Source organism: Vibrio sp. Y42_MX_L11 (genome assembly GCF_024181785.1).
Taxonomy (GTDB): domain Bacteria; phylum Pseudomonadota; class Gammaproteobacteria; order Enterobacterales; family Vibrionaceae; genus Vibrio; species Vibrio diabolicus.
In genome coordinates, this window is record NZ_JAMZAP010000004.1 from 24,938 (window position 1) to 37,105 (window position 12,168).

Below are 12,168 nucleotides of genomic sequence, written 5' to 3' on the forward strand. Positions count from 1 at the left end.
CCTGCCAATTGCAGGCTCTTTTTGTTTTATACCCAAGTTACTTTAAGATTCAGAACTCGGAGCGCAGCGCCATGTATTTAGGTGTCTTTATTTATCTGAGCCAAGTATCTTGAGGTGACTTAGGTATACAATAACAACATTGATTCTAGGTTAGGTTCACTATGGAACTGGTCGTTTCCCTTTTACAACAGATGTGTGTGTACTTAGTTTTGGCTTACATGCTAAGTAAAACGCCAATCATCTTACCTTTGCTGAGTATTTCTTCGCGCTTAAGCCACCGCCTAATTTGTTACGTACTCTTCTCTGGCTTTTGTATTCTCGGCACCTATTTCGGTCTGCATATCAACGACGCTATTGCCAATACTCGCGCGATCGGCGCGGTCATGGGCGGGCTGTTTGGTGGCCCAGTGGTAGGTTTCGCCGTCGGATTTACTGGTGGCATCCATCGATACTCTCTTGGTGGCTTTACTGACCTCGCCTGCGCAATTTCAACCACCGCCGAGGGTGTAATTGGTGGCTTGCTCCACGTTTACCTTATCAAGCGAAATAAAGGCGCATTGCTGTTTAATCCAAGCGTCGTATTCAGCGTCACGTTTGTTGCTGAAGTGGTGCAAATGATTTTGCTGCTCGCCGTCGCTAAACCCTTTGCTCAAGCCTATGAGCTGGTGTCTGCCATTGCAGCACCGATGATCATCGCGAACTCATTTGGTGCGGCATTGTTCATGAGTATCCTGCAAGACAGAAAAGCGATCTTTGAAAAGTTTTCTGCGACGTTTTCGCGTCGAGCACTCACCATTGCTGATCGCTCAGTGGGAATTCTAAGCAACGGCTTCAACACCGAAAACGCTGAGAAAATCGCGCGTATTATTTATGAAGAAACCAAAGTGGGCGCTGTCGCGATTACCGACCAAGAAAAAATCTTAGCGTTTGTGGGCATTGGCGATGATCACCATAAACCGAACACGCCGATTTCATCGCAAAGCACATTGGATTCCATGGAGAAAAACGACATCATTTATCTTGATGGCGCAGAACGTCCATACCAATGTTCCATCGCAAAAGACTGCAAACTTGGCTCCGCGCTGATCATCCCACTACGTGCGGGAAAAGAGGTCATTGGTACCATAAAGCTGTATGAACCGAAGCGTAAATTGTTCTCCACGGCCAACATGTCAATGGCGGAAGGGATAGCCCAGCTTCTCTCTAGCCAAATCCTGTATGGCGATTACCAACAACAACAAGCCTTACTCGCTCAAGCAGAAATCAAACTGCTTCACGCTCAGGTGAATCCACACTTTTTGTTTAATGCACTCAATACTATTAGTGCGATTACTCGTCGTGATCCTGACAAAGCGCGCGAGCTAATCCAAAATTTATCGCACTTCTTCCGTAGCAATTTAAAGCAGAACATTAATACCGTGACGCTAAAAGAAGAGCTAGCACATGTGAACTCTTACTTGAGCATCGAGAAAGCCCGCTTTACGGACCGCTTAGAGGTTGAAATCGATATTCAGCCTGAATTGCTGGACATCAAATTGCCAAGCTTTACACTCCAGCCTTTGGTTGAGAATGCCATTAAGCACGGCATTTCAAACATGCTTGAAGGTGGTAAAGTTCATATATACAGCGAAGCACACCCACAAGGTCATTTGATTACTGTCGAAGACAATGCAGGCAGTTTTGAACCGCCAAAAGAAAACCACTCCGGGCTAGGTTTAGAAATTGTCGACAAACGTCTCACTAATCAATTTGGGCGTGATGCATCGCTAAAAATTACGTGCGAGCCACATCAATTTACTAAAATGAGCTTTATCATTCCCCCAAAATCATAAAAGCACGCTGAAGCAATAAAGGTAATGTTGGATGTTAACCGCACTCGTCATTGATGATGAACAGTTTGCTCGTGAAGAGCTGACAGAGTTATTGGATGAAACAGGCCAAGTTGAAGTGGTGGGCAATGCCTCAAACGCGATCCTTGGTCTAAAAAAAATCAATGAGCTCAAACCTGATGTGGTGTTTCTCGATATCCAAATGCCTCAAGTCACTGGGATTGAACTACTTGGAATGCTTGATCCAGAAACCATGCCTTATGTGGTTTTTGTCACTGCTTACGACCAGTATGCAATTCAAGCATTTGAAGACAACGCCTTTGATTACTTGCTCAAACCTGTCGACCCATGCCGTTTAACCAAAACGGTCAAACGGCTAAATAAAGTCATTAGTCAATCCGCCCTAACTCAACAGCTGTCTGCTATTACGCCCGATACTTTAGATCAGATTCCGTGCATCGGGCACAACCGTATCGTTATCATGGCCACCGACACGGTAGAATGTGCATACAGTGACATCAGTGGCGTGCATGTACGCTCCACCAGCCAAGCCGCGAGCACTCAACTAACATTAAAAACGCTAGAAGAGAAAACCCCACTGGTACGCTGTCATCGCCAATACTTAGTCAGTATTAAGGCCATCAGCGAAATCAAATTACTCGAAAACGGATTAGCAGAAATCATCACCAAAACTGGCTTTGAGATACCAGTAAGCCGCCGCTACCTTAAAGTGCTCAAAGAGATGCTGGGCATTAGCCACTAACACAAAAAGTTCACACATCACCGCTGAGTTTCCGCTAGCGTATAAATAAGACGCTCCGAAAAGACGAGGCGATGATGTATAAAGTTTTGTTCATATGTAAGCACAATGCTGGACGAAGTGTGCTCGCTGAGTCGATCGCAACCCATATCCTGCCAGCAGAGTTTAGTGTCGCCAGCGGTGGCTCTCATCCCACAGGCAAAGTTCACCCGGTGGTGCAAAAATATTTAGATGACCACCAACTTCCCATTCCACATATCCACACCCACTCATGGGAAGAGCGAACTCAGTTTCTTCCTGACATCGTGATTATTCTCTGTGACTCTTTACATCAAGAGGCAGCTCCTCAATGGCTTGCGGGGGGCGTTCGAGTAAACTGGCAAGTCGATGCCTTTCCGACTGAAGGTTCTGATGAAGAGGTGTACGCACATTGCGAAAGGGTTGCTCAGTCGCTTGAGCGAAGAATCACGAAGATGTCCGATATGATTATCGATGGTTTAGGAAAAGACCAAATTCGTGATTACCTAAATGAACTGAGAGAGATGTAAAAAAGGCGACCCACTGGTCGCCTTTTGAATATTCGATCAATGGAGATTAATCCACTTGCTTGATTTGCAGTTCTTTGGGTACTTCAAAGAACATATTCTCTTCACGGCCAAGTACTTCATCGACCGCTTCGGCACCGACGAGTTCTTTGATTCGCTCTAGAATCTGATTAACGAGCTCTTCCGGAGCAGATGCCCCCGCAGTCACGCCGACCTTTGTTTTGCCTTCGAACCATTCAGGTTTGATATCTTCCGGACAGTCGGTTAAGTAGCCTGGTGTCCCTAGCTTTTCAGCTAGCTCTTTAAGGCGTGTAGAGTTTGATGAGTTTTTAGAACCCACAACAACCATCACATCTACGTCACCCGCTAATTCACGTACGGCATCTTGGCGATTTTGTGTCGCGTAACAGATATCGTCTTTACGAGGTCCTTGGATATCTGGGAAGACGCGGCGTAGTTCTTCGATAACATCGGCAGTTTCATCTACAGAAAGTGTCGTTTGGCTTACGTAATGAAGATCAGATGGATCTTTCACGATCGACTTCAGTTTCTCAACGTCGGCCGGGGTTTCAACCAAGTACATACCACCGGTTTCACTCGCGTACTGCCCCATTGTGCCTTCGACTTCAGGGTGACCTGCGTGACCAATCAGAACCACTTCCATATTGCGGCGGCTTGCTCGCGCTACTTCCATATGCACTTTGGTTACCAACGGGCAAGTCGCGTCAAATACCGTCAAATCTCGCTGCTTGGCTTCCTGACGAACCGCCTGCGATACACCATGAGCAGAAAAAATCACAATGTTGTTGTCTGGCACTTCATGCAGCTCTTCAACGAAGACAGCGCCACGTTGTTTTAGCCCTTCAACCACAAAACGGTTATGCACCACCTCATGACGAACATAAATCGGTGGCTGATACATCTCTAGCGCACGCTCTACGATGCTAATCGCACGGTCTACACCAGCACAAAAGCCGCGTGGGTTAGCTAATAGGATTTTCATTTCATTGCTCATGGAAATTATCTTTATTGGGTTCGCTATTCTACTGACAAAATTTCAACTTCGAAAGTCACGTCTTGTCCCGCTAGAGGATGGTTGAAGTCCACAGTGACTGAATCGCCAGCAATCTCTGTAATAATGCCCGGGATTTCCATGCCATCAGGACCACTGAACGCCATGATTGTACCCACTTCTACTTCTGCATCACCTACAAACTTAGTGCGATCCATATGGTGTACATGGTCTGGGTTTGGCATGCCAAACGCGTCTTCTGCTTTTAGCTCAATCGCTTTTTGTGCGCCTGTTTCGAGGCCTATCAAGCACTGCTCAAAGTTTTCACTCAAGCTGCCATCACCCATAACAAATTTCGCTGGTTTACCCATGTTATGAGTACTATCCGCAACCGATCCGTCTTTCATTTTAATCGTAAAGTGAAGGGTTACTACAGATTCATTGGTTATTGTTGTCACGTTACTGCTTCCTTGTTCTTGGGTTATTACGCTGTCAGCTTGGTCTTTTTATACATTGATATGCTGATTGGCGCTCCAACATAATAAAAAGCGTCGCTCGAATCAACGGGCGACGCTTAGGGTTATTCAACTTTTCGCAATATACACTGCCACTACTTAGGCTTTCGCCTCGTCTTTCTTTCGAAAGCCGTCAAGAATAATCATCGCGGCACCAATACAGATCGCCATGTCTGCAAGGTTGAACGCTGGCCAGTGATAATTACCCCAGAAAAAGTCCAAATAATCCACGACAAACCCATGTATTACTCGGTCGAATACGTTGCCTACTGCGCCACCAATAATCATGGCATAAGCAATATTATTCCATTTCTCTTTCGCTGGTAGTTTGCTCATCCAGTAAGTCAAAAGACCTGTAACGATAAAAGCAATACCTGTAAATAACCAACGTTGCCAGCCCGCTTGATCACTCAAAAAGCTAAAAGCAGCGCCATAGTTATGCACGTACAAAAGATTAAAGAATGGCAAAATTTCTATGCGGTTTGCCCAGCCATATCCCATGTTGTTCATTACAACATACTTAATGCCAATATCAGCTAAAAAGATAACCACCGCTAACCATAACCAGCGAATACCAGATTGCTTTAAAGACAGTGCTTTTTCACTCATTACTTTACCTACAAACAGCCCCAGTAAATACTGGGGCTGTTAATTTTAAAAAAAGTTCAGTCGTTCTAGGCAATTACGCGAATTTACGTACTTCACCTTCGCCTTCTACGTTAGACACACAACGACCACAGATTTTCTCGTGACCTTCAATTGTGCCTACGTCTGGCGTGTGGTGCCAACAACGATCACACTTCTCGCCTTCAGCTGCTGCTACTTCAACAAACAAGCCTTCGATATCCGTGGCTTGTGCTGCATCAGTCTTCTCACCTAGAGGCTTAACTTTCGCCGCAGAGGTTAGTAGAACAAAGCGCAGTTCATCTTCAAGTTTGTTGATCTTCGCCGCTAAAGCGTCATCAGCAAATAGAGTCACTTCAGCTTGTAGTGCACCACCGATGGTTTTCTCTTTACGCGCATCTTCTAGAAGTTTGTTTACTGCACCACGAACCGCTTGGATCTCAGCCCAGAATTCATTGTTCAGCTCTTCACCTTCAGCAAGGCCGAATAGACCGTCGAACCACTCACCAGTGAATACGAACTTGTCGCGCTCGCCTGGCATTTCGTTCCAGATTTCATCTGCAGTAAACGACATGATTGGCGCCATCCAACGAACTAGCGCTTCTACGATGTAGTAAAGTGCAGTCTGACAGCTACGTTGAGCGTTGCCGCCACGTTTTGCTGTGTACTGACGGTCTTTAATTACGTCTAGGTAGAAAGAGCCCATTTCGATCGAACAGAATTGCATTAGACGCTGAGTCACACCATGTGTGTTGTACTCTTCGTATGCTTTAACAATCTCTTCTTGTGCTGCTAGCGCACGACCAACTGCCCAGCGATCTAGCGCAACCATCTCTTCAACAGGAACGATGTCTGTTTCAGGGTTGAAGCCGCTTAGGTTGGCAAGGAAGAAACGCGCTGTGTTACGGATACGACGGTAAGCATCTGCGCTACGTTTTAGGATTTCATCAGAAACCGCAACTTCACCAGTGTAGTCTGTTGAAGCAACCCATAGACGAAGAATGTCAGCACCTAGCTTGTTAGTTACGTCTTTTGGCGCAACCACGTTACCGATAGATTTAGACATCTTACGACCCTGACCATCAACCACGAAACCGTGTGTCAGTACTTGTTTGTAAGGCGCCTCGTCTTTCATCGCGATAGATGAAATTAGAGAAGACTGGAACCAACCACGGTGTTGGTCAGAACCTTCTAGGTATAGGTCTGCACTGTTGCCGTTGTACTCTTCACGAGCATCAACAACGGAGAAGTGAGTGACACCTGAATCGAACCATACGTCTAGCGTATCGAGTACTTTTTCGTATTGGTCAGCGTCAGCACCGAGTAGTTCAGCGGCATCGACATCCCACCATGCTTGGATGCCTTTCTCTTCAACCAGCTTAGCGACTTTCTCGATCAGCTCTAGCGTGTTTGGATGAAGTTCTGCTGTTTCTTTATGAACAAACAGAGCAATTGGCACACCCCAAGTACGTTGACGAGAGATACACCACTCAGGGCGACCTTCGATCATACCTTCGATGCGGCTTTGACCCCACTCAGGCATCCACTCTACGTTCTTGATTGACTCTAATGCTTTAGCACGTAGGCCAGCTTGGTCCATAGAAACGAACCATTGAGGTGTAGCACGGAAGATGATTGGAGTCTTATGACGCCAACAGTGTGGGTAGCTGTGCTCGTAAGCGTGGTGGTGTAGTAGTGCACCTTTTTCTTTCAGTACTTCTACTACTGCATCGTTCGCTTTAAATACGTGCTGACCAGCAAATAGCTCTGTATCTGGTAGGTAAACACCGTTTGAACCAACTGGGTTTGCTACTTCTAGGTTGTACTTGTTACCAACCGCGAAGTCTTCTTGACCGTGACCAGGTGCAGTGTGAACAACACCAGTACCTGAATCAGTCGTAACGTGATCACCTAGGATCGCCGGTACAGTGAAATCGTAGAATGGGTGTTGGAATTGAGAAAGCTCTAGATCCGCACCTTTAGCAAAGCCAAGATTGTGGAAGTGCTCGATACCCGCACGGTCCATTACGTCTTTCGCTAACTCAGCAGCAACGATGATACGTTCAGGTTGCTCACCTTCAACTTGGATAAGTACATACTCAAGGTCATCACGTAGACACACAGCACGGTTCGCAGGAAGCGTCCAAGGTGTTGTCGTCCAGATGACAATAGAGATATCGCCTTTACCTTCATGGCCTTCAGTCAGCTCAAACTTAGACAACAGTGCCGCTTCGTCAGCCGCTTTAAAACGAACGTCGATAGATGGCGATACTTTATCTTTGTATTCTACTTCCGCTTCAGCAAGAGCAGAACCACAGTCTGTACACCAGTGAACAGGTTTGAAACCTTTTAGCAGGTGACCATTGCTTGCGATCTTACCAAGAGCACGAATAATGTTCGCTTCAGTTGCGAAATCCATAGTGCGGTATGGCTTGTCCCACTCACCCATGATACCAAGGCGTTTGAAGCTCTCTTTCTGACCTTCAACCTGACCTGCTGCGTATTCACGACATTTCTCGCGGAATTCTGCTGCCGTCACTTTTTGGCCTGGCTTGCCTACTTTTTTCTCTACCATTAATTCAATAGGTAGACCGTGGCAGTCCCAGCCAGGAATGTAAGGTGCGTCAAAACCTGAAAGTGTTTTGGATTTAATAATAATGTCTTTAAGAATCTTGTTTAGTGCGTGACCAATATGAATGTCACCATTTGCGTAAGGAGGGCCATCGTGCAATACGAATGACTTTTTGCCTTTCTTAGCTTTACGGATTTCACCGTAAAGATCTTCTTTGTACCAACGCTTAAGCATTTCTGGCTCACGATTGGCCAGATTGCCGCGCATTGGAAACCCTGTTTCAGGTAAGTTCAGGGTATCTTTATACTCACTCATCGATTCTTAATTCCGTTATATTGGGCGAAAATTAGACATTATGTTGAACGGTGGAATAAACCGCTCAACGCTTAAGCTGACGCAGCCACACCCTTGCTGCTTCAGCATCCAATTCGATTTGTTGTTTAAGTGCTTCAAACGACTCAAACTTTTGCTCATCTCGAAGTTTATGCAAAAGTTCCACTTCTAGTTGCTTGCCATATAAATTGGCATGAAAGTCGAATAAGTGTACTTCTAACTGCTGGCGAACGCCATTGACAGTCGGTCTTTGACCAATATTAGCGACACCGCCAATTGGCTTATTTCCTAAGCCAAGCGCTTGAACAACATAGACTCCGGAAACCGGAGAAACACAGCGTTTCAAAGGAATATTCGCAGTAGGAAAACCTATCGTTCTTCCCAGCTTTCTTCCGTGAGAAACACGACCGCTGATGCTGTAGTTTCTTCCCAGCATCTGTTGCGCGGAATGCAAATCGTCACGCGCCAGCGCTTGACGGATAGCCGTACTGCTGACACGTAATTGTTGTAAACAAAAGCTCTGGGTACTCACGACATCAAAACCGTACTTTTCCCCCGCTTCCTGCAGCATTGCAAAGTTACCTGTACGGCCTTTGCCAAAGCAGAAATCATCACCAACGACAAGAAACTTAACACCCAAACGCTCGACCAACAAGTCACGGATAAATTCTTCCGCGGTTAAACTTGCAAAATGACGATTGAAATTGACGCAGAGCAAGCGATCAATATCGAGCTTACTCAATTGCACGAACTTATCGCGTAATCGCGTCAACCGTGCAGGTGCCTTATCTTTGGCAAACAGCTCCATCGGCTGAGGTTCAAAGGTCATCACAACAGAAGGCAATGATAGCCTGTCCGCTTGCTCAGACACTTGCTGCAATACTTGTTGATGGCCTTTATGGACACCATCGAAATTGCCAATAGTCAGCACGCAACCATGATGTCGCGGGGTGATATTGTGAATGCCTCTAATCAGTTCCATTGGATACTGCTTTCTGCCTCTGTTTTTACTTTACACTGTGTGAAACTGACGGATTATATACTAATCACCCTTAGTCTGTCCCAGCTTTTAGGTCTTTTAAGCGTGCACCAGTTAAAAATAGAACCACTAGGTAAACCACAGCTCCTAGACCGATCAACATTCCTAGTACACCGCTGCGGTGAGCAAAGCTCCAACCTAGCCACACTGACATGTCTTCCAATTGCCATAAGATCGCAGCCACCATCGCCGCACCTGCAATAACCAAACGTATAATAAAGAAGACGGTTCGTTTGGTGATTTGGTATACCCCTGCGATATGTAGACCACGATACAGCAATGCCATATTCACAAACGCCGAAAGTGCCGTCGCGATAGCCAAACCAACGTAACCATAAAAGTACGCAAAAATTGCGTTAAATACCATGTTGGTCACCATCGCAATGATGCCGTACTTTACTGGCGTTTTAGTATCTTGACGCGAGTAATAACCTGGCGCGAGCACCTTAATCAGCATGAAGTTCAACAAACCTGAAGCGTAGGCAAAAAGCGACAATGATGCTTGATGTACGTCTTGAGGAGAAAATTCACCTCGCATAAACAGAACCATCAGCATAGGTTTTGCCAGTACCATCAGACCAAGCATTGCAGGAAGGCCAAGCAAGATCACCATGCGCACCCCCCAATCCATGGTTTGCGCGAAGCCTTCACTTTGTGCGTCAACGTGTTTACGTGAAAGCGCGGGTAAAATCACAGTCGCAATCGCAATACCAAACAGACCTAAAGGAAATTCCAATAAGCGGTCTGAGTAATATAGCCAGCTAATCGAACCGGTTTGCAAAAAACTGGCGATGAACGTATCAAACAACAGGTTAATCTGACTGACCGATACACCAAATAAAGCGGGGATCATCAAAGTGCGGATTTTCACTACACCCGGATCGCGCCAGCCCCATTTTGGCTTAACCATGACGCCTGCTTTAATAAGGAAGGGAATTTGGAATAAGAACTGGACCAAACCACCTAAGAAAACACCAATGGAAAGCCCTATTTCTGGCATTTCCATTTGCGGCGAGATAAACCACGCCGCCAAAATAATCATCACATTGAGGAAAACAGGGGTAAAGGAGGAGACAGCAAATTTACCTAATGTATTGAGGATAGCGCCCGATAGAGCGACAAAGGTAATGAACCATAAATAGGGAAAGGTGATTTTGAGCATCACGCTAGCAAGCTCAAACTTTGCTGCAGCCGGGCCACCATGCATCCAGTCAAGGAACCAACCAAAACCAAACACAGCAGTGACCACGCCGGAGCCTAGGACACCTAAAATGGTAACAATCGAGACTATCACCCCTAACGTACCCGCCGCGCGAGCAATGAGCTCCCGAGTTTTATCCATGTCGCCTTGAGCATGGCTTTCCGTTAAAACAGGTACAAACGCTTGGGAAAAAGCACCTTCAGCAAACAAACGTCGTAAAAAATTAGGAATTTTATTGGCGAAGAAAAAGACGTCTGCGCTTGCTCCTGCCCCCATTAAATTTGCCACTACAACATCACGAACTAGGCCAAGAACGCGGGAAATAAATGTCATAGCACTGACGATCATGCCAGACTTGAGTAGTCGTTTACTCACTGTAACCTCGGAATATCACCATAAGACAGCTAACCCTATACTGTTTCTCTGACAGGTGCTGTAAATAGACGTCAAAAATCTATCCGCGGGTTGTAAGGAATAAGTGTGCCTTTCGCGGATAATTATTAGCATTGGTATAAAAATGCTGTTAGAATCCCCGCCATCTTAACCGCGATAACCTCTCTTACCAAAATTTGTTTTGGCTTAGATCGGTTTTTGCACAAATCATTTGACATTTAAGCGCAAATGAGGGATATTCCTCGCCCTTAAATTGTCACAGAACTAAGTTTTTGGGAGTTAGACCCTTGGCAAATAGTAAATCTGCTAAGAAGCGCGCTATCCAAGCTGAGAAACGTCGTCAGCACAATGCTAGCCGTCGCTCAATGATGCGTACTTACATGAAGAAAACTGTTGCTGCTATCGAAGCAGGCGACAAAGAAGCTGCAACTGCTGCATTCGCTGTAGTTACACCTATCCTAGACCGCATGGCAACTAAAGGCCTTATTCACAAGAATAAAGCAGCTCGCCATAAGTCTCGTTTCGCTGCACAAATCAAAGCTCTTTAATAGAGTCCTGATTTTACAGTGAAGAAAAAACCGACCTTATGTCGGTTTTTTTATATCTACAAAATTTTCTTAATAAAAAAGCTGGCAATGCCAGCTTTTCTTTTTTCTGCACGCCTATTCAAAGGCATCAGCTTATTTACCTTATAAAGCTCAAACTGGAAAGCACCAATAAAACACTTGAGAACAAAGCAAATTGGTCGATGCGCAGCAACTCTACCATCAAAAGTTTAACGCCACTCTCAAATATTCCAACGAGTTAGACTCACAGCCTAAAATGAACGATATATTAGGTATATGTAATTAACGCTAAGCGCTTTCAGCACAATAAAGACTATGCAGTGTTTTTATTAACGCTTTCACTTCATCACTCTTTAATGTGTAGTACACGGTTTGTGCTTCTTTCCTTGTCGTGACTAGCTCATCACGGCGAAGCCAAGCAAGATGCTGAGATAATGCCGACTGGCTTAGCTCTAACTTTGCACACAGCTCTCCCACGGACAGCTCTTGGTTATGCAGCATACAAAGGATTTGTAGGCGTCTCTCGTTTGCCATCGCTTTGAGCAACACGACGGCTTTTGCGGAGTTCTGCTCCATTTCTTGTAGATTCATGTGTTGGACCTCTAGCTACAACTTACTTATTCCAACCCTGGCCAGCTTGTTGTGTTGCACTGATTTATATATCTAAGAAAATCAAGATACACTTCCAGAGTCTTCATTATTAGAACCTCTAATTTAGTTGTTAGTGATACACCAATATTATCCACCAAAGTGGAGAATTGATGCGCCATCAATAATTA

General features: G+C 45.4%; 11 protein-coding genes. 4 read left to right on the forward strand and 7 right to left on the reverse strand.

Annotated features, from left to right (window positions below):
- Window positions 1-161: 161 nt before the first annotated feature.
- The 3 genes from NL643_RS05420 to NL643_RS05430 all read left to right on the forward strand — a co-directional run bounded on the left by NL643_RS05420 (window position 162) and on the right by NL643_RS05430 (window position 3,137).
- Window positions 162-1,832, forward strand: coding sequence for a sensor histidine kinase (locus tag NL643_RS05420; protein WP_253644058.1), 1,671 nt, complete (start codon window positions 162-164; stop codon window positions 1,830-1,832).
- Between the two features lie 31 nt (window positions 1,833-1,863).
- On the forward strand, window positions 1,864-2,592 hold the full coding sequence (gene btsR, locus NL643_RS05425) for a two-component system response regulator BtsR (RefSeq protein WP_006743107.1): 729 nt from the start codon (window positions 1,864-1,866) through the stop codon (window positions 2,590-2,592).
- Window positions 2,593-2,663: 71 nt separating this feature from the next.
- Window positions 2,664-3,137 (forward strand): low molecular weight phosphatase family protein, encoded by a 474-nt coding sequence (locus NL643_RS05430; RefSeq protein WP_054867285.1) that lies wholly within the window; start codon window positions 2,664-2,666, stop codon window positions 3,135-3,137.
- 46 nt (window positions 3,138-3,183) lie between these two features.
- Here the strand turns inward: NL643_RS05430 and ispH are convergent, their stop codons facing one another.
- From ispH to murJ, 6 genes are all read right to left on the reverse strand, one after another.
- Window positions 3,184-4,149, reverse strand: coding sequence for a 4-hydroxy-3-methylbut-2-enyl diphosphate reductase (ispH, locus tag NL643_RS05435; protein ID WP_047009110.1), 966 nt, complete (start codon window positions 4,147-4,149; stop codon window positions 3,184-3,186).
- Window positions 4,150-4,172: 23 nt separating this feature from the next.
- Entirely contained in the window at window positions 4,173-4,604 is a 432-nt protein-coding gene (gene fkpB / locus NL643_RS05440) for an FKBP-type peptidyl-prolyl cis-trans isomerase (RefSeq protein ID WP_012842130.1), read from the reverse strand.
- A 156-nt stretch (window positions 4,605-4,760) separates the two neighbouring features.
- Window positions 4,761-5,270, reverse strand: a complete 510-nt coding sequence (lspA, locus tag NL643_RS05445) for a signal peptidase II (protein ID WP_005397302.1) — start codon at window positions 5,268-5,270, stop codon at window positions 4,761-4,763.
- A gap of 73 nt (window positions 5,271-5,343) precedes the next feature.
- Window positions 5,344-8,172, reverse strand: a complete 2,829-nt coding sequence (gene ileS, locus NL643_RS05450; protein WP_167426875.1) for an isoleucine--tRNA ligase — start codon at window positions 8,170-8,172, stop codon at window positions 5,344-5,346.
- 64 nt (window positions 8,173-8,236) lie between these two features.
- Window positions 8,237-9,172 carry a bifunctional riboflavin kinase/FAD synthetase gene (gene ribF / locus NL643_RS05455; RefSeq protein ID WP_046873948.1) on the reverse strand — a complete coding sequence of 312 codons (936 nt, stop codon included), beginning with the start codon at window positions 9,170-9,172 and terminating at the stop codon, window positions 8,237-8,239.
- Between the two features lie 70 nt (window positions 9,173-9,242).
- Window positions 9,243-10,805, reverse strand: coding sequence for a murein biosynthesis integral membrane protein MurJ (gene murJ, locus NL643_RS05460; RefSeq protein ID WP_253644059.1), 1,563 nt, complete (start codon window positions 10,803-10,805; stop codon window positions 9,243-9,245).
- A gap of 305 nt (window positions 10,806-11,110) precedes the next feature.
- Here murJ and rpsT point away from each other — a divergent pair, with 305 nt between their 5' ends.
- On the forward strand, window positions 11,111-11,371 hold the full coding sequence (rpsT, locus tag NL643_RS05465; RefSeq protein ID WP_005381938.1) for a 30S ribosomal protein S20: 261 nt from the start codon (window positions 11,111-11,113) through the stop codon (window positions 11,369-11,371).
- A gap of 306 nt (window positions 11,372-11,677) precedes the next feature.
- Here the strand turns inward: rpsT and NL643_RS05470 are convergent, their stop codons facing one another.
- On the reverse strand, window positions 11,678-11,980 hold the full coding sequence (locus NL643_RS05470; RefSeq protein WP_005397309.1) for a metalloregulator ArsR/SmtB family transcription factor: 303 nt from the start codon (window positions 11,978-11,980) through the stop codon (window positions 11,678-11,680).
- Window positions 11,981-12,168: the final 188 nt, after the last annotated feature.

Bases quoted from the DNA above. Each gene is read 5' to 3' on its own strand.
- NL643_RS05430 (WP_054867285.1), top strand. From the start codon at position 2,664: ATGATGTATAAAGTTTTGTTCATATGTAAGCACAATGCTGGACGAAGT.
- ileS (WP_167426875.1), bottom strand. From the start codon at position 8,172: ATGAGTGAGTATAAAGATACCCTGAACTTACCTGAAACAGGGTTTCCA.
- btsR (WP_006743107.1), top strand. From the start codon at position 1,864: ATGTTAACCGCACTCGTCATTGATGATGAACAGTTTGCTCGTGAAGAG.
- NL643_RS05470 (WP_005397309.1), bottom strand. From the start codon at position 11,980: ATGAATCTACAAGAAATGGAGCAGAACTCCGCAAAAGCCGTCGTGTTG.
- NL643_RS05420 (WP_253644058.1), top strand. From the start codon at position 162: ATGGAACTGGTCGTTTCCCTTTTACAACAGATGTGTGTGTACTTAGTT.
- ribF (WP_046873948.1), bottom strand. From the start codon at position 9,172: ATGGAACTGATTAGAGGCATTCACAATATCACCCCGCGACATCATGGT.
- lspA (WP_005397302.1), bottom strand. From the start codon at position 5,270: ATGAGTGAAAAAGCACTGTCTTTAAAGCAATCTGGTATTCGCTGGTTA.
- ispH (WP_047009110.1), bottom strand. From the start codon at position 4,149: ATGAGCAATGAAATGAAAATCCTATTAGCTAACCCACGCGGCTTTTGT.